This window comes from Clostridium perfringens ATCC 13124, assembly GCF_000013285.1.
Lineage (GTDB): Bacteria > Bacillota > Clostridia > Clostridiales > Clostridiaceae > Sarcina > Sarcina perfringens.
Map to the genome: position 1 here is coordinate 1,341,344 of NC_008261.1, position 17,261 is coordinate 1,358,604.

Sequence of the window (17,261 nt, forward strand, 5' to 3'; positions counted from 1 at the left end):
GAAAAGATGAAAATCATAGCAGGAATTGATATAGGAAACTCTTCTACAGAAACTGCTTTAGGTAAGGTTTATGAAAATAATGTTGAATTTCTGTCTAGTGGGATAATTCCCACTACAGGAATCAAAGGAACGGAAGAAAATATAAGTGGGGTAATAGCTTCTTTAAACCAAGCTTTAAAGAAAGCTAACTTAACTTTAGAAGATTTAGATTTAGTTAGAATTAACGAAGCAGCACCTGTTATAGGGGATGTTGCTATGGAAACAATAACTGAAACAATAATAACTGAATCAACAATGATAGGACATAACCCGTCTACTCCAGGAGGATTAGGTGTAGGAATAGGTAAAACTATAAGATTAGAAACTTTAGAAACTTTAAATATTAATGAAATCAAAGAGGAAGATAATGCTTTTATTCCATTGGTTTTAGGAAATATAAGTTTTTTAGAGGCTGTATTTAGAATAAATCAAGCAACTAGAAGAGGTATTAATATAACTGCTGCCATTGTTCAAAAGGATGATGGAGTATTAATCAATAACAGATTAGATAAAAAAATACCTATAGTTGATGAAGTTTCTCTTTTAGAAAAGGTTCCTGTAGATATGAAAGCAGCTGTTGAAGTAGCACCACAAGGTTCAGTAATAAGACAGCTATCAAATCCATATGGAATAGCTACTGTTTTTGACTTAAGTCCAGAAGAGACAAAAATGATTGTTCCTGTATCAAGAGCCTTAATAGGAAATAGATCAGCTGTTGTAATAAAAACTCCTCAAGGGGATGTTAAGGAAAAGAAAATACCAGCTGGTAAGATTAATATAACAGGAATGAGAAGAAAAGAGTCTGTGGATGTTGAAGAGGGAGCAGATAAAATAATGGAGGCTGTTAGCCTTTGTTCTCCAATAGAAGATTTAAGAGGAGATGCTGGTTCTAATGTTGGAGGAATGCTTGAAAAAGTTAGACAAGTTATGGCTGATTTAACTAATCAAAGCATTTCAGATATAAAGATTCAGGATTTATTAGCAGTAGATACTTTTATCCCTCAAAAGGTTAAGGGTGGACTTGCAAAAGAGTTTTCAATGGAGAATGCTGTTGGAATAGCAGCAATGGTTAAAGCTCATAAACTTCAAATGCAAATAATAGCTAATAAACTTGAAGAAAAGTTAGGTGTTCCAGTAGAAGTTGGTGGAGTAGAAGCTGACATGGCAATAAGAGGAGCCTTAACAACTCCAGGTACAAATACTCCTTTAGCTATTTTAGATATGGGAGCTGGATCTACAGATGCTTCTATTATAAATAAAGAAGGTAAAATAACATCAATACATTTAGCTGGTGCAGGAAACATGGTAACTATGCTTATTAAATCAGAATTAGGTATAGAAGACTTTGGACTTGCAGAGGATATAAAGAAATATCCTTTAGCTAAGGTTGAGAGTTTGTTCCATATAAGACATGAAGATGGAACTGTAGAGTTCTTTGAAAAACCTTTAGATTCTTCAGTTTTTGCTAAGATTGTAATTATTAAAGAGGGAATGCTTATTCCGGTAGATGGACAGAATTCTTTAGAAAAGATTAAAAATGTTAGAAAAACTGCTAAGGAAAGAGTTTTTGTAATTAACTGTTTAAGAGCATTAAAAAGTGTTTCACCTACAGGAAATATAAGAGATATAGAATTCGTTGTTTTAGTTGGAGGATCATCATTAGACTTTGAGGTTCCTGAATTAGTAACAGATGCTTTATCTCATTATGGAGTAGTTGCAGGAAGAGGAAATATAAGAGGATGTGAAGGTCCAAGAAATGCAGTTGCAACTGGATTAGTATTAGCCTTTGACAGAAAGGGTGTCAAGGAAAATGATTAAGGATTATAATCATCCAAGCATATTTGTATATTGTTCTTTAGGAATAAATGAAGTGGATATAGAAGAAATTCTATGGGGAATAGAAGAAGAAGGAATCCCTTTCATATTAAAAAATAAAGATTTAAATGATGCTAAGGAACTTGCTAATTTAGCTGCCAATGATTCCAAACTTTCAGTTGGAATAGGAGTTAATAGTAAAGGTGATGTAAGTTTAACTATTAATAAGTTAAAGGAAGAAGAACCTTTATTCTTTATAAACTTAGAAAAAGGAAATACCTGTTTAAGAAGTTTAGGAGCTAATGGAGCAAGATTAGTTAAGGGGATGCCTTTAAAAAATATTTAAATTGAAGAGGTGTTTAACATGAATATTTACACTAAAACTGGTGATAAAGGAACAACTTCTCTTTTCGGAGGAAGTAGAGTAGATAAATGTGATTTAAGAGTAGATGCTTATGGAACAATAGATGAATTAATATCTTTCATAGGTCTTGCTTATGCTGAATTAACTGATGAAGAAGAGAAGGAAATACTTAATAAAATACAAAAGGAATTGTTCATGTTAGGAGCCGAGCTTGCTAGTGATGAAAAAGGACTTGAGCTTTTAAAAGATAAAATCCAATTAGAGCATATAGAGTATTTAGAAAAATTAATAGATAAATACATGGGCATAGCAGGGCCTTTAACTGCCTTTGTTATACCAGGTAAAAATAAACCTTCAGCAACTCTTCATGTAGCTAGAACTGTAGCTAGAAGAGGAGAAAGAATAATGACTGCTTTAAACGAAGTACAGCCATTAAGAGAAGAAATTAAAAAATATATAAATAGATTATCAGATACTTTATTTGCATTAGCAAGATATTATGAAGAAAAATAATTAACCTAAAGGAGGAGAAAAATATGAAAAAATTAAATGATGTAAAAGAATTAAGCTTAGAAATAGTTAAAGAAATGGCTAAAGCTGCTGAAGCTAAAGCTTGTGAAATGAATGTTCCAGTTATATTTGCAGCAGTTGATGCTGGTGCTAATTTAATGCTTATGCACAGAATGGAAGATGCATTTTTAACAAGTATTGATATAGCTATAAACAAAGCTTATACAGCTGCATGTTTAAAGCAAGGAAGTCATGAAATTGCAGAATGCGTTCAACCAGGACAAAGCCTTTATGGTCTTCAATTAACAAACAATTGTAGAATAGTACCATTTGGTGGTGGATTCCCAATTATAGTTGATGGAAAAGTTGTAGGAGCTGTTGGTGTAAGTGGTGGAACAGTTGAAGAAGATATGGCTATAGCACAAGCAGCAGTAGATTGCTTTAACAATAAGTAATAAAAAGCTAATAGTATTTAACCTATATAATAGATTAAATATTTAAAATATATTTTAATAGATATAAAATGTTTGAAAATGGAGGAAAATGAAATGAGAATGTACGATTATTTAGTACCAAGTGTAAACTTTATGGGAGCTAACTCAATATCAGTAGTTGGTGAAAGATGTAAAATATTAGGTGGAAAGAAAGCTTTAATAGTTACAGATAAATTCTTAAGAGGATTAAAAGGTGGAGCAGTTGAATTAACTGAAAAATACCTAAAAGAAGCAGGAATCGAAGTTGCTTATTATGATGGAGTTGAACCAAACCCAAAAGATACAAACGTTAAAGATGGTTTAAAAATATTCCAAGACGAAAACTGTGATATGATCGTTACAGTTGGTGGAGGAAGCTCACATGATTGTGGTAAAGGAATAGGTATAGCTGCAACTCACGAAGGAGATCTTTATGACTATGCTGGAATAGAAACTTTAACAAATCCACTTCCTCCAATAGTAGCAGTAAATACTACAGCTGGAACTGCAAGTGAAGTAACTAGACACTGTGTTATAACAAACACTAAAACTAAAGTTAAATTCGTTATAGTAAGCTGGAGAAACTTACCTTTAGTTTCAATCAATGACCCAATGTTAATGGTTGGAAAACCAGCAGGATTAACAGCTGCAACAGGAATGGACGCTTTAACTCATGCTGTAGAAGCATACGTATCAAAAGATGCTAACCCTGTAACAGATGCTGCTGCAATACAAGCTATAAAATTAATATCAAGCAACTTAAGACAAGCTGTTGCTTTAGGAGAAAACTTAGTAGCTAGAGAAAACATGGCTTATGGATCATTATTAGCTGGTATGGCATTCAACAATGCTAACTTAGGATATGTACATGCTATGGCTCACCAATTAGGTGGATTATATGACATGCCTCACGGAGTAGCTAACGCTATGTTATTACCACACGTATGTAAATACAACTTAATATCTAACCCACAAAAATTCGCTGATATAGCTGAATTCATGGGAGAAAACATAGAAGGATTATCAGTAATGGACGCTGCTCAAAAAGCTATAGATGCAATGTTCAGATTATCAACTGATATCGGAATACCAGCAAAATTAAGAGACATGGGAGTAAAAGAAGAAGACTTCGGATACATGGCTGAAATGGCTCTTAAAGATGGTAATGCATTCAGTAACCCAAGAAAAGGTAACGAAAGAGACATCGTTGAAATATTCAAAGCTGCATTCTAATAAAAGATTAGCTTTATAGTAAAAAAATAATTAAAAATATAATAAGTGCTAGCTCTAATAATTAGAGCTAGCAAATAATAAAAGGCATAAATACAATAGACTTTTTATATAAACTTAATAAACAAACAACAGTAAAAATTAATATATGTAAATCGGATAAATGAAATAATTAAGTTATAAATACCCAATAACTTAAATTAAAAGATTAGTTTAAAATAATTTTTTATATACCCAATTAAATTATTTTAAAAAGGAATTTTTCATAATATATTTAAAAGACTCTTTCAATATTGAAAGAGTCTTTTAAATATATTTATTATTATTTTCCACTTTAAAATTATGCAGTATTTTGTATAAATTGTGCATGAAGAAAAATCTATTATATATGAAAATCCTTAATATACTAAGTATTCGAATCTAAAATAACGATTTCATAAATAAATATGCATAGTTTATGCATTTTTATTCAAAAAATATATTGTATATTTATTATGTTAGTAGTATAATTTTAACATATTAAATATGAATAATAAATTAACAAATATTAAATTAAATTTAAAAATGTAAGCTAAGGAGAGTTTAAAATGGGAAAGGATAAAAAAATAAAGTTATGGGCATTGGTAATGCTTATTTTCGTACCAACATTTGGGTTTGGTAATATAGCAAGTAATGCTGTGTATTTAGGGCCAGCAGCTATTCCATCGTGGGTAATAGTATCTATTCTTTATTTCTTACCTTTATGTGGAATAATAGCAGAAATGGCTTCAGCAAATAGAGATAAAGAGGGTGGAATATATTCATGGATAAATAAATCTTTAGGAGAGAAATGGGCTTTTGTAGGGACTTGGACTTATTTCATAGGAATATTATTTTACTTACAAATGGTTTTTTCAAGAATACCAGTAGCTGCATCATGGGCAATACTTGGAAGAAATGTATTTACTGATTCTAATGCATATTTATTACCTATTTTATCAATTGTAATATGTATAGCAATGACATATATAGCCACCATAGGGGTAAGTAAGTTTTCAAAACTTGCTGACTTTGGAGGACAATTTACTTTAGGGGCAACTGTTATCTTTATATTAATGGCAATAGTGGGATATTTCATGGGAACACCTTCTGCAACAGAATTTACAGTTCAAAATGTAATTCCTGATTTTAATGTGAGTTATTTTTCTACATTCTCATGGTTATTATTTGCAGTGTCAGGATCAGAAGTTGCAGGTACTTATATAATGCAAACTGAAAATCCTAAAAAGACATTTCCAAAGGCTATGATAATTGCAACAGCTTTAATAGCATTCTCATACATTTTAGGTTCTGTAGCTATACAGTTTATAGCATCACCAGAAGTTTTACAAAAGGCAGGAATTCAAGATGCCGGTTACGTTGTATATTATATATTAGCTAATAATTTTGGAATAAATGGTAAGGTTATAGTACAAGTATATGCAGCTATTAACTTAATAACATCAATAGCAGCCTATATAATTTGGATGGAATCACCAATAAGAGCCATGTTTGGAGAAGTTCCAAAGGGAACATTTCCAAGTTTCTTAACTAATAAGAGAAAAGATGGAACTTTAGTAAATGCTTTATGGACACAATGTGCAATTTTAGTAGTATTAATATCAATACCTTTATTAGGAATAGGATCAATTAATGATTTCTTTAAATTATTAACAGATTTATCATCTCTAGCAGTTGTGGTTCCATATGTAGTATTAATATGTGCATTTATATCCTTTAGAAAACACAATAAAGATTTAGACTTTAAATTTTTTAAAAGTGATGCCTTAGCATACACAGTCGCAGGAATAGCTTTAGTGCTTTCTTGTGCTGGATTCTTTGGTGCTGGCCTTCAAGACATTGTTGGAAGCTCAGGGAAAGAGGCAACCATTTTAATAATAAAAACTTATGGTGGACCTGTTATTCTTATGGCTTTAGGTCTTGTTTTAAGAGCTTTATCTGAAAAGTCATATAAAAATAAGAGTTTAGGCAAAGAGGATATTGAAGTTGAAATTGTTGAAGAGAGTATATGTGAATAGATTAAACAATAGTTTTAAAAAAATAAGGTAGAGTGTGTGATATTTTCATATAACTTCATAGCTTAGATTAAGAAATAGTTTTTTATAAATTAAATATGGTAATTTTATTTATGTAGAAAAAAGGTGGATTAAAGAACTTATCCATCTTTTTTTATATTTTATGATAATTAAATTAAAAATAATAAATATTTATTAATAATATTTCTAAATTTTTAATTGACTTTTAATGAATTGTATAGTATTATTCTAAATGAAAATGATTGTCAGTAACATATGGAAGGAGAAATCAATGGAATATCTAATTTATTCATTAATAGCAGTAATAATTTTAACAGTAGGTCTAAACAACATTTTTAAAAAGCAATCTAAATATTTTTATATGTTGGCTACTTTAATATCAGTAGTAGTTACATCATATGAGATTTTTAAAATATGGACAGGCTTTAAATTAGAAGGAATTATATTTGTTTTAGAAAGAAGCTTTATGAAAGGCTTTGTATCAACAGCATTATTTATTTTAGTAATGTTTGCAGGAGCTTTAAGTAAGAAATGGGGAATTACTAAAAAACTTTTAAGAGTTAGAGCAGAAATGGCAATTTTAGCATCTATACTTATATTACCTCATTTTATAATCTATACTTATAAGTTCTTAGTAAGATTATTTAGTGGAAAGCCATTAAGCATTTTATACATATCTTTTATAATAGTAGGATTAATAGCATTTATAATAATGATACCTCTATTTATAACATCATTTAAGAAAGTAAGAGTTACTATGTCACCAAGTAAATGGAAAATGGTTCAAAGATGGGCATATCCTTTTTATTTTCTAGTGTATGTACATATAATATTAATCTTATTTAATAAGAAAGTTTTTAATTTAAATGCTGTAATAATATATACAGTTATATTCTTAGGATATTTTATTTTAAGAATATGTAATAATAAAAAAGCTATTAAATAATATAAAAGTTAGTATTCTTACAAACTCCCTTTGTAGTAATAATTAAATTTTTACTATAAAGGGAGTATTTTATTATATAGTTAAAAGATAAAATAGTATAAGAGACAAAAATAAGTTATTTTTATATTATAGTAAGAGTTGATTTTTACATTCTTAAGATTAAGTTTGATTTTTAATATTTAAGAGTTTGTTTTTATAATTATATATTATTAAGATTAATTTAATTTTTGAGATTTAATAGTTGATTTTTTATAATTAAGATAAATTTGATTTTTATTTTAAGGTAGACAAAATAGAAGTTTTAATATAAAATTTCATTTAAACTTTAGAAATTAGGGGGAGTAAATTTGGAATTTAGACAAGCAAAGATTTCTGATTTAGATCAGATTGTGGAAATAATAGAATTATCTAAAAAATATCTTAAAGAAACTAAGGTTGATCAATGGCAAGATGGATATCCATCAAAGGAAGATTTAAGAAGAGATATAGAAAGTGGAAATAGTTATGTATTAACCAATAAAGATGAAATTGTTGCTACCACTGTAATATCCTTAGATGGTGAAAGTACCTATAATTCAATATTTAATGGGGAATGGATTACCAATGATGAATATATTGTTATGCATAGGGTTGCTGTTCATGACAAATACAAGGGAAAAGGAATTTTCAAAGAATTAATAAAAGAGGCAGAGAGTTTGGCTTTAAATAAAGGGATTTTTAGCATAAAAATAGATACTCATAGAGATAATATTTCTATGCAGGGGGCAGTAGTAAAAAATAATTTTAAAAGATGTGGAATAATATATTTAGAGGATGGAAGTGAAAGAATAGCCTTTGAAAAAGCATTGAAGTCTTTTTAGATAAAATAAAAGTACTGGAATTTTTATTCCAGTACTTTTATTTTATAAATTCATTAAATTTTAGAGTCTATTCAACTTCAGCAGCTAAAGCGGCAGTAATACCAAGACCTGTTACTGTAACAGGTCTAAGTTGGAAGATAGAAATTACTAAGTTAAGATTTAATTTTTCTACTACTGTATCAAATAAATCTTCATTAGTAAGTGAACAATTTGTTTTGCTTATAACAGCTTCATTAATAGTATATCTATCTAATTCACAAGAAAATGGTTCTTGTAATACAACTGCTTGAGAGAATAATCTTTCACAATCAGATTCACTCATTGTACCTTTATCACATGGTTTCATACAGTCTTTTAATAATGCTCTTTCTGTTTCAGTTACAGGAGTAACTATATTAGCATTAGTTAAAGTTATTGGAACTGAAAAATTAAAGTTAATTTTTGCTGTTAAATCTCTATAGTCATTTCTCATAACAACACAATCTTCACATGGATCAGCAGGAGCTTGATCAGCGCTTGGAGTAGCGTATTGAACATTTTTTAAAATATATCCTTCAACGAAAAGTTGAGCACTATTTGTTGTTGCTGTTGCTGTTGAAGTTGGAACTATATAACATTGAGTTAAAACTAATCTTCTAGATATTCCTTTTATACTATAAAATCCTTCAGGAATTACAATTGAATCGGTTAAAGCATGATTTATATTTACAGTAGCAAGTCTAACAAGGACTTTAGCGTTTGTAGTAGGATTAGGGATAAGTGGAAGTGCTGTTGTATCAAAATTATCAACAGTTACATCTATATCATCAGCACATACAGGAAATCTTCTTTCGCAACATGAACTCATTTAATTTCACCTCATAACATAAAATTTTAATTATTGACCTTATGTTATATAGTATTCTATTTTATTTGAAAATGTTCTATGTTTTTTAGTTTTGATTAATTAAGATTAAAAAATACTATAAAAAATCGTAGAGTTCAATAGAATAATTAGCTATTATGGAGAATGTTAAGACTTTGTGCAAGTTAATGCAGTCTTCTATAACTTTTATATCGCTAGATTTTATATCATTAGTAAATTTGGTTTCTTTTAAGGATATGTTAGTTTCATTAAAATACACCTTATTCCCCATTAATGGATAAATAAAATTAATGTGAATAGAACTATTAAAAGGAATTCTAATTACATAGTTATTTAGTTTAGATATAAGAGGAATTTTGTTGTTTTCTGGTGTTGAATATGTTAAATCTATTTCTAAGTACCCATCTAAATATAAAAATCCAGACTTTCTACTAGATGCATCTAAAATTAAGGAGCTTGAACATAAGTTTAGAGTATTTTTTATCGAATCTATATAGGTAATATGTTTAGGAAATTCTACATCTCCCTTAAAGACATCAATTATGGAGAGGTGGCTTAAAAAAATAGGTAGCCTATATTCTTGAAGTTTATCTTCTAATATTTTAAAATTAACTTTATTTTCTAAAATATTGTTATTTATATTTTGTAGATAAGTAGAGTTTTTTAGGTGAATAATTGATACCTTTAGTTTATTAGGAGGGGTATTATCTTTATTTTTTATTTTTGATGAATTATATATATTTGAAAAATTTTTTATATTAATTTTATTTTTGTGTTTAGTAGTATGTTTATTGGGAGTAGTTATTAAAAGAATAATTTGACAGTATAAAAAGCTAAATAATACTTTGGTAAATTTTATTGATAATAAGTCTTTGCAATACAAAATAAATATGGAAAAAACATACTTTAAATTCATTTAATTTAACCTCAATAATTGCTTATTTAATACATATTGTTACTCTTTAAGAAATAGTATAATTATTAATAAATTTTAATATAAACCTATTAAATAAAAAAGAAAACTCCTTAAGAGTTTTCTTCTTTTAAATTAGAATTTCCATTGCTTGATTTAAGTTCTTTTTTTAGAAAGTAAGAGATTACAGTTCTTAGTGCAACTGTTGATCCTAAAAGCAAAATATCATATAATGTAGGTTTTAAAATGGATAATATAATACCTGAACAGACTAATATTTCTAAACCTAATAATATATAACTACCAAGAAAGTTTTTAGCCTTATTTAATGCTTTAACCTTTAATATTCTATTTTCCTTTGAAAATTCAATTTTGAAGAATTTAAATATAGTTAGTAGGACTCCATAAATAATTACTGTAACAGATATTCCTTGCAAAATAAGAATCAACCATTCTAAAGTTTTGTGTACCAAAGAAATCACTTCCTTCATAATAATCTAGAATTTAATTTTCAAGGTGCTCCTTATTAGATTCTATTTCTTTATTAAGAAAGTAAGAAATTACAGTTCTTATTACTACTATGGATGCTAAAACTATAATATCGTGGAAAGTAGGATTTAATATAGATTCAATTATATCAGCACATATTAGAATTTCTAATCCAAGTAATATATAAGTTCCTAAGCAATTTTTGACAATAGTAATCTTTTTTATAGCTTCAATTCTATCTTTAGATTTTATTTCAGATATAACAAAATTCTTTACGGTTAAGAGAACTCCCCATAAAAGAACCATTATTGATACTGCATTTATTATCCATATAGCACCTTCTAAGATATGTCTAAACATATTAAATTCACCCCTTATATTTAGATTGTAAAAAAATTATTTTTTTATTCAATTTTATATAGATAGTATAGCATAAAGCCTTTAATTGATTTTAACCTTTTATAAATATTTATTTTTAATAAGTAGTATAATTATTTTAGGGAAAATATATAATCTATGAACATATAAAAAAGGGGGAACTTTATGTGTAAAACTTTAAATAGAAAATATATTTATAAATATGGGGAGAAAAAAGAGGATGTAGAAATAGTTGAAAATATGCTAAATAGGATGAGAAATAGTGGAACTTTTAAAGGAGAGAATTTTGCTAATATATATTATGAAAAATACATAGTGGAAGAATCGGATAAAGCAATAGTTATATGTCATGGGTTTTCGGAATGTATAGAGAAGTATCATGAAATAATATACTATTTTCTAAATGAAGGTTTTTCAGTTTATATAATGGAACATAGAGGTCATGGGAGATCAGGGTGTTTAAGTAAATCTTGTAATACACAGGTGGAAGTAGAATCCTTTGATTACTATGTTAAAGATCTAAAGACATTTTTAAATGAGGTTGTATTAAAAGATAAGAGGTTTAATAATAATTTATATTTATTTGCACATTCTATGGGAGGAGCTATAGGTACTATATTTTTAGAAAATAATCATGGATATTTTAAGAAGGTAATTTTAAATTCTCCAATGTTTAGAATAAATACAAGAGAATACTCTCATATAAAATGCAAATTAATAGCTAAATTTTTAATTCTTATGGGAAAAGGAGAGAGTTTTATTTTTGGACAAAAACCCTTTGAGGAAGAGGAGAATTTAGAGGCATCAGGAACATCAGATAAACTTAGACATGGCTTATACCATAAATTTCTCCTAGAAAATCCTATTTTGAGAAGAGGTGGAGGCTCTATTCATTGGTATAAAGAAGCTGCAAGGGCAACTGATTATTTAATGAAAAAGAGAAATATAGAGAGAATTGACACACCTATTTTATTATTTAAAAGTGAGTTTGATTCCTATGTTGACACAAAATTTCATGATGAGTTTAAAAAATTAGCCAAGGACTGTGAACTTATTGAAGTGAAGGGAAGTAAACATGAGGGGTTTTTTGAAAAAGATGAAATTCTTTATGATTATTTAGATAAGATATTTAAATTTTTAGAGGAAAATAATTAGATATTATAAGAGAGGTTGTGCCTCTCTTATAATATCTTTTATATTGATAATCTTTCTTATAATAAACCTTCATTTTTAAGTTTAGTAATAGCTTTGTCTATGTAGCTTAAAGTACAGAAATCTCTATCTATTTTTTCAGCAGAAAGTTTAAGTCCTTCTATAAGCATATTTTCTTTATGATTCTCAAGAAGTCTAATTAAACTTAAGGTATTTAAGTCACCTTCTTTTGTATCTAAAACCCTAGATTTTTTTATGTATTTATTTTCTAAAGCCTTTAAAGCAGCTTCCTTAAGAGAGTCACTGATTTCAAAAGATGGCATATCTTCATAAATTTTAACTTCATCTTCTTTAAACTTCATGCCAGATGTTTTGCTTATATCACTATTTATAAATATTACATTTTCAAAGGTAGCACCTGAAAAATCAACTCCATCTAAGTTAACACCTTCAAAGATTACATTTTTAAATTTAGATTTTTTAAATTTACTTTTCTTAAGGTTACTACCTATAAATTCTGTAGAGTCAAATTTGCATTCAAAGAAATCACAAGATTTAAAATGTGCACCTCTAAAGCTTGCATAACTAAAATTAGAACAAGAGAAATCACAGTTATAGCAGTTTCCTCTTCTAAAATCCATATACATAAAATTTTTATTTCTTTTTTCTGCTTTATTGTATTTGAAAATTTGAGTGTTTTTTTGAGTTTGTGTCATAATAATCGTTACTAAGTCTTAGTTATATATTATAAACTTAACTAATATAGTAACGTATCCACCACCTTTCTAAATAAAAATACCTTTAATTTATTTAAAATAACTTTATAAAGATAAATTATATAATTACTAATTTAAAAGTCATATTTTTTTATTCTATCACATAATATTACTCTTAGAGAAGAGATTATAAGCTTTTAATTATAAATATTCTTATAAAAAGGCAACTTAAATAAAATTTTAGTTGCCTTTTTACTTAAAGTTTAAGATCTTCTTCTATTTTTTTTCTAACCTCTTCATCAAAATCATATATTCTAATATAGGATTCACTTATAGAATTCATAAATTTTTTATATTCATCTATACTCATAAAAGAGTTTTTAGATAGATTAAGAGGAATAACCTTACTTTCTGAAATGTATTCTTTTACGTTTACAATTAAGATTATAACGGTAAGTATATCAGTTGCATTTGCATAATCTAATAATCTTAATGGGATATCTTCAAAATATAAGGACTCAGATGAAATTAATACTAACAAATTTCTTATTTCATCTTTAAACTCTAGAGGTTTTAATTCTAATTTTTCAAGAAAATTTTTTATATCAATAGATTTTTCATAGACTTTATCTATATGGTTTTCTAAAATTGCTTTAACAAAGGCTTCTTCATAGTTTGCTTTTTTCTTTATGCAGCAATTATAAGAAGAAAGAAAAATAAGAGATGATATAAAGTTAAGCAAGTTTAAATTATACTTGGAGGTTAGCTCATTGTATGAAGATTTAAAATCTTTATAGTAATCTTTTTCTAATGTTGAGTTTTTGAATATAGAACAGTGTTTAAAATAAGCATAAGGATTGTTATTAAACCAATTTCTAAATTCATCTTTATTTTCAAGCAAAAATTCTAAAATTAATTCTCCTTCATTTAGTAATCTTTTAAAAAGAGTTAATTGTTGAAGTTGAAAAGAGCAGCCAGTTAAGGTTGTAGAAGCTACTCCAGAAAAATCAGAATTTAGCCCGCCCATTATCATGTTTCGTTCACCAATTTTTTCATAGAAAAAATCTGAAAGAGTACTTTTTGATAACCTAAAAATAATATCATCTAAGGCTTCATTATTAAACAGATCTTTTTCCATAAAATCTTCAATAAGAGTATAAAATCATTAGATAATATTCACCTATTGAGTAGGCCTCCCTTCTATAGTAATGTAGACATCGCTATAGTATATGCATAGGAATTCTAATTTGTTTATATAGGAACTTCCTTTAAGAATTAATATTTATAATAATTATTCACAATTAAAATCTTTAAATTAAATTTTGGATAAAAAAGTAGAGCTTGGCATCCGGCGAAGGACTAAACCAAGCTCTACAAAAGAATTAGCACTATACGTGCCAACTGCTTAATAATAATACCATTTAAAATATGAAACTGTCAAGAAATAATTTAAGTTGAAAAAATATGTTGACTTTAAAAAATAAATAATATATTATTTAAAACAAGAAAAATATTTATTTAAATGCGTTGAAGAGGGAAAGTAAATATTATAAGTTACTACAGAGAGAGGTTAGTTTGCTGAGATAACCTGTAATGAGTATTATTGAAGTGCCCCTTGGAGCTTAAGTGCCGAATTAAGTAGGTGTTTATGGGAACTCCCATTATAGAGTTAGGGTATGAATGTACCTAAATAGAGATGGATATTATATATCTAATCAGAGTGGAACCGTGGAAGTATAGTCTTCTGCCTCTGTAATTTACAGAGGTAGAGGGCTTTTTTTATTACATTTTGCTGGCCAGCATATAACAATAAAATTATACTTTGTAAGCTTGGCTTTTAATATAAAAGCTTAGCAATATTAAATAAAAAGTAATTTTATAGGAGGAAATTTTTTATGATTAATATTAAATTAATATTAGCAATTGTGCTTTCAATATTAGCAACATATGCTATATATAAAATAAGAAAAATTACAAATAAATTTTCATTTGCTACGCTGACAGCATTAACTTTAGGGGTAGTACTTGGAATCATATTTAAGGAGAATATACTATTTTTAGATACAGTAGGAAAGGCTTATATGTCTTTAATTAAGATGATAGTAGTTCCTTTAGTAGTAACATCCTTAATAACTAGTATTGTTAGATTAGAAAATTTAGATACATTAAAATCAATAGGATTAAAAACATTTACTGTTTTATTAGGAACTACAGGAGCTGCAGCTTTTATAGGAATTATTGTAGCTAGTTCTTTAAATCTTGGACAAGGTTTAAGATTTATAGGGGCTGAAAATTTTAAGGCAAGAGAAATACCAGGGTTTTCTAAGGTACTTATAGATATGCTACCATCAAATCCTTTAGCAGCTATTGTAGAAAATAAAATAATACCAATAGTTATCTTTTCAATGTTTATAGCAATTGCGTTAGTTATTGAAGATAATACTAATAAAGAAAAAGCAAAGCCATTTAAAGATTTTATTTTATCAGCTTATGATATAGTTTTAAGAATAACTAAAATGGTATTAAGGATAATACCATATGGAGTATTTGCTTTAATAGCTACAGCAGCAGCTAAAAATGGAATGGATACTTTGATGTCATTAATATGGGTTATACTAGCTGTTTATATAGCTGCCTTTCTTCAATTTTTATTTGTATATACTCCATTAATAAGCTTTGTTGCAAGGATGAATCCATTAAAATTCTTTAAAGGAATTTTCCCAGCGCAAGTTGTAGCTTTTACAAGCCAAAGTAGTTATGGTACTTTACCTGTTACAATAAAATCTTTAGTAGAAGGTGTAGGAGTATCAGAAAATATAGCAAGCTTTGTAGCACCACTTGGATCAACAATTGGATTAAATGGATGTGGAGGTTTTTATCCAGCAATAGTTGCAATATTTGCAGCCAATGTTTTTAATGTAGAACTTACTATTTATTCATATATACTTATAGTTTTAACTGCTATAATATCTTCTATAGGAATAGCAGGGGTACCTGGATCAGCAACAATGTCAACAACTGTAATGTTAGCGGCCTTAGGATTACCAATAGAGGCATTAGCTATGGTGATTGCAGTAGATTCTATAATTGATATGATAAGAACTGCTACAAATGTAACAGGGGCCTCAGTTGCTGCATTAATAGTTGATCAAACGGAAAAAAGAAAAGAATATAAAGTTGAAGAATTAGTACAAAGAGCATAAAATTAAGAATTTATTTTAAAATACAATACATAAATATCTAATATAAGGAGTTGAATTAAAGACTTACTAAAGCTTATTATTAATAAGTTTTAAACTAAAGTTTTGTTCAGCTCCTTTAAGTTTTATTTGATATAAGTGTATAGAAAATTTATTGTCTTTTATATGGAATACATTCTTTCCAATCTTTAATTTGATATTAATATATAAATTTTATTTTATATTAAGGGTTAAATGAAAATTTAAGATTATTTTAAATAAATATAACTGTAGTATTATGATATTATTTTGGTATAGAAAGTTTTAAAAATACAATTATAAATTAATTTTTAGGGGAGTTATAATTATGATTAATTCAGAAAGTATTTTAATAGTTGAAGATGATATAGATATAAATAATTTATTGAGTAAAATTTTAGAGAAGGAAGGGTTTAAAGTTAGACAAGCATTTTCAGGATCTGAAGGTAAGATGTGTTTAGAATTTTTTGATTTTGATATGGTACTTTTAGATCTTATGCTACCAGGTATAACTGGTGAAATATTTATAGAGGAGATTAGAAAGATAAAGAACACTCCAATAATAGTTATATCAGCAAAAACTGCAATGGAGGATAAGATAAATGTTTTAAAATTAGGTGCTGATGATTTTATAAGTAAACCTTTTGATGTTAATGAAGTTTTAGCTAGGGTTGAAGCGCTTTTAAGAAGAAGTAAAATAACAAATTCAAGTGAAGGTGTAGAGACAATAAAATATAAGAACCTTATATTAGAACCTAGAAGTAGAGAAGTTAAGGTTAAGGGAGAGGAAATACAACTTACTTCTAAAGAGTTTAAAATATTAGAACTTTTAGTTTGTAATCCAAAGAAAGTTTTTACTAAGGCAAACTTATTTGAAACAGTATGGGAAGAGGAGTTTTTAGGTGATGATAATACTATAAATGTTCACATAAGCAATCTTAGAAATAAGATAAATCTTTTAGATAATGAAAATGATTATATAAAAACTATTTGGGGAGTAGGCTTTAAAATGGATTAGCTACATTGATGATTCATAATTTCCTTAATAAGTTGATTTGAATAAATATCAAAATATAGAGGAGTTTATATTTTAAATATACATTTAATTAAGAGTTAATAGAAAAATTAAGACTTTCTTAAGGTTTTCTTTAAGGTATTTTGAGACTTAAGGTTTATTATATAAACATAGAGAAAGATAAAGAGAAAACTTGTTAGGAG

General features: G+C 27.4%; 17 protein-coding genes and 1 other annotated feature. Of the genes, 11 read left to right on the top strand and 6 right to left on the bottom strand.

What is annotated here, in order from left to right; genetic code table 11:
• The first annotated feature begins 6 nt into the window (after positions 1-6).
• From CPF_RS05765 to CPF_RS05800, 8 genes are all read left to right on the top strand, one after another.
• A complete protein-coding gene (locus CPF_RS05765) occupies positions 7-1,857 on the top strand; it encodes a diol dehydratase reactivase subunit alpha (RefSeq protein ID WP_003456360.1) in 1,851 nt (616 codons plus the stop codon).
• A complete protein-coding gene (locus CPF_RS05770; protein WP_003451934.1) occupies positions 1,850-2,200 on the top strand; it encodes a glycerol dehydratase reactivase beta/small subunit family protein in 351 nt (116 codons plus the stop codon). The genes CPF_RS05765 and CPF_RS05770 overlap by 8 nt, the downstream gene beginning before the upstream one ends.
• Positions 2,201-2,218: 18 nt before the next feature.
• Positions 2,219-2,731 carry a cob(I)yrinic acid a,c-diamide adenosyltransferase gene (locus tag CPF_RS05775; RefSeq protein WP_003451906.1) on the top strand — a complete coding sequence of 171 codons (513 nt, stop codon included), beginning with the start codon at positions 2,219-2,221 and terminating at the stop codon, positions 2,729-2,731.
• Positions 2,732-2,754: 23 nt separating this feature from the next.
• On the top strand, positions 2,755-3,183 hold the full coding sequence (locus CPF_RS05780; RefSeq protein ID WP_003451873.1) for a GlcG/HbpS family heme-binding protein: 429 nt from the start codon (positions 2,755-2,757) through the stop codon (positions 3,181-3,183).
• A 93-nt stretch (positions 3,184-3,276) separates the two neighbouring features.
• Entirely contained in the window at positions 3,277-4,434 is a 1,158-nt protein-coding gene (gene dhaT, locus CPF_RS05785; RefSeq protein ID WP_003451991.1) for a 1,3-propanediol dehydrogenase, read from the top strand.
• 584 nt (positions 4,435-5,018) lie between these two features.
• Positions 5,019-6,488 carry an amino acid permease gene (locus CPF_RS05790; RefSeq protein WP_003456207.1) on the top strand — a complete coding sequence of 490 codons (1,470 nt, stop codon included), beginning with the start codon at positions 5,019-5,021 and terminating at the stop codon, positions 6,486-6,488.
• A 289-nt stretch (positions 6,489-6,777) separates the two neighbouring features.
• Entirely contained in the window at positions 6,778-7,452 is a 675-nt protein-coding gene (locus CPF_RS05795) for a ferric reductase-like transmembrane domain-containing protein (protein ID WP_003456389.1), read from the top strand.
• Between the two features lie 347 nt (positions 7,453-7,799).
• A complete protein-coding gene (locus CPF_RS05800; protein WP_011590604.1) occupies positions 7,800-8,312 on the top strand; it encodes a GNAT family N-acetyltransferase in 513 nt (170 codons plus the stop codon).
• 67 nt (positions 8,313-8,379) lie between these two features.
• On the opposite strand, the gene CPF_RS05805 is transcribed toward CPF_RS05800, so the two are convergent.
• The 4 genes from CPF_RS05805 to CPF_RS05820 all read right to left on the bottom strand — a co-directional run bounded on the left by CPF_RS05805 (position 8,380) and on the right by CPF_RS05820 (position 10,939).
• Positions 8,380-9,159 (bottom strand): hypothetical protein, encoded by a 780-nt coding sequence (locus CPF_RS05805; RefSeq protein ID WP_003456323.1) that lies wholly within the window; start codon positions 9,157-9,159, stop codon positions 8,380-8,382.
• A gap of 115 nt (positions 9,160-9,274) precedes the next feature.
• Positions 9,275-10,093, bottom strand: a complete 819-nt coding sequence (locus tag CPF_RS05810; protein WP_003456368.1) for a hypothetical protein — start codon at positions 10,091-10,093, stop codon at positions 9,275-9,277.
• Between the two features lie 110 nt (positions 10,094-10,203).
• On the bottom strand, positions 10,204-10,563 hold the full coding sequence (locus tag CPF_RS05815; RefSeq protein WP_080503683.1) for a DUF1622 domain-containing protein: 360 nt from the start codon (positions 10,561-10,563) through the stop codon (positions 10,204-10,206).
• Positions 10,564-10,594: 31 nt separating this feature from the next.
• On the bottom strand, positions 10,595-10,939 hold the full coding sequence (locus CPF_RS05820; protein ID WP_003456325.1) for a DUF1622 domain-containing protein: 345 nt from the start codon (positions 10,937-10,939) through the stop codon (positions 10,595-10,597).
• Between the two features lie 183 nt (positions 10,940-11,122).
• On the opposite strand from CPF_RS05820, the gene CPF_RS05825 reads away from it, so the two are divergent.
• Positions 11,123-12,112, top strand: a complete 990-nt coding sequence (locus tag CPF_RS05825; protein ID WP_003456141.1) for an alpha/beta fold hydrolase — start codon at positions 11,123-11,125, stop codon at positions 12,110-12,112.
• A gap of 56 nt (positions 12,113-12,168) precedes the next feature.
• Here CPF_RS05825 and CPF_RS05830 read toward each other — a convergent pair whose 3' ends face one another.
• A complete protein-coding gene (locus CPF_RS05830) occupies positions 12,169-12,756 on the bottom strand; it encodes a pentapeptide repeat-containing protein (protein ID WP_003456169.1) in 588 nt (195 codons plus the stop codon).
• Between the two features lie 325 nt (positions 12,757-13,081).
• A complete protein-coding gene (locus CPF_RS05835; RefSeq protein WP_003456226.1) occupies positions 13,082-13,963 on the bottom strand; it encodes a hypothetical protein in 882 nt (293 codons plus the stop codon).
• A 380-nt stretch (positions 13,964-14,343) separates the two neighbouring features.
• Positions 14,344-14,580: a binding site (T-box leader), on the top strand.
• Positions 14,581-14,720: 140 nt separating this feature from the next.
• Between CPF_RS05835 and CPF_RS05840 the strand changes: the two genes are divergently transcribed.
• Positions 14,721-16,028 carry a dicarboxylate/amino acid:cation symporter gene (locus CPF_RS05840; protein WP_003456155.1) on the top strand — a complete coding sequence of 436 codons (1,308 nt, stop codon included), beginning with the start codon at positions 14,721-14,723 and terminating at the stop codon, positions 16,026-16,028.
• A gap of 343 nt (positions 16,029-16,371) precedes the next feature.
• A complete protein-coding gene (locus CPF_RS05845) occupies positions 16,372-17,061 on the top strand; it encodes a response regulator transcription factor (protein WP_003456183.1) in 690 nt (229 codons plus the stop codon).
• Positions 17,062-17,261: the final 200 nt, after the last annotated feature.

What these genes read in the sequence shown, in the direction of transcription:
- CPF_RS05765 (WP_003456360.1), top strand. Translation starts at nt 7, where the DNA reads ATGAAAATCATAGCAGGAATTGATATAGGAAACTCTTCTACAGAAACT.
- CPF_RS05770 (WP_003451934.1), top strand. Translation starts at nt 1,850, where the DNA reads ATGATTAAGGATTATAATCATCCAAGCATATTTGTATATTGTTCTTTA.
- CPF_RS05775 (WP_003451906.1), top strand. Translation starts at nt 2,219, where the DNA reads ATGAATATTTACACTAAAACTGGTGATAAAGGAACAACTTCTCTTTTC.
- CPF_RS05780 (WP_003451873.1), top strand. Translation starts at nt 2,755, where the DNA reads ATGAAAAAATTAAATGATGTAAAAGAATTAAGCTTAGAAATAGTTAAA.
- dhaT (WP_003451991.1), top strand. Translation starts at nt 3,277, where the DNA reads ATGAGAATGTACGATTATTTAGTACCAAGTGTAAACTTTATGGGAGCT.
- CPF_RS05790 (WP_003456207.1), top strand. Translation starts at nt 5,019, where the DNA reads ATGGGAAAGGATAAAAAAATAAAGTTATGGGCATTGGTAATGCTTATT.
- CPF_RS05795 (WP_003456389.1), top strand. Translation starts at nt 6,778, where the DNA reads ATGGAATATCTAATTTATTCATTAATAGCAGTAATAATTTTAACAGTA.
- CPF_RS05805 (WP_003456323.1), bottom strand. Translation starts at nt 9,159, where the DNA reads ATGAGTTCATGTTGCGAAAGAAGATTTCCTGTATGTGCTGATGATATA.
- CPF_RS05810 (WP_003456368.1), bottom strand. Translation starts at nt 10,093, where the DNA reads ATGAATTTAAAGTATGTTTTTTCCATATTTATTTTGTATTGCAAAGAC.
- CPF_RS05820 (WP_003456325.1), bottom strand. Translation starts at nt 10,939, where the DNA reads ATGTTTAGACATATCTTAGAAGGTGCTATATGGATAATAAATGCAGTA.
- CPF_RS05825 (WP_003456141.1), top strand. Translation starts at nt 11,123, where the DNA reads ATGTGTAAAACTTTAAATAGAAAATATATTTATAAATATGGGGAGAAA.
- CPF_RS05830 (WP_003456169.1), bottom strand. Translation starts at nt 12,756, where the DNA reads ATGTATATGGATTTTAGAAGAGGAAACTGCTATAACTGTGATTTCTCT.
- CPF_RS05835 (WP_003456226.1), bottom strand. Translation starts at nt 13,963, where the DNA reads ATGGAAAAAGATCTGTTTAATAATGAAGCCTTAGATGATATTATTTTT.
- CPF_RS05840 (WP_003456155.1), top strand. Translation starts at nt 14,721, where the DNA reads ATGATTAATATTAAATTAATATTAGCAATTGTGCTTTCAATATTAGCA.
- CPF_RS05845 (WP_003456183.1), top strand. Translation starts at nt 16,372, where the DNA reads ATGATTAATTCAGAAAGTATTTTAATAGTTGAAGATGATATAGATATA.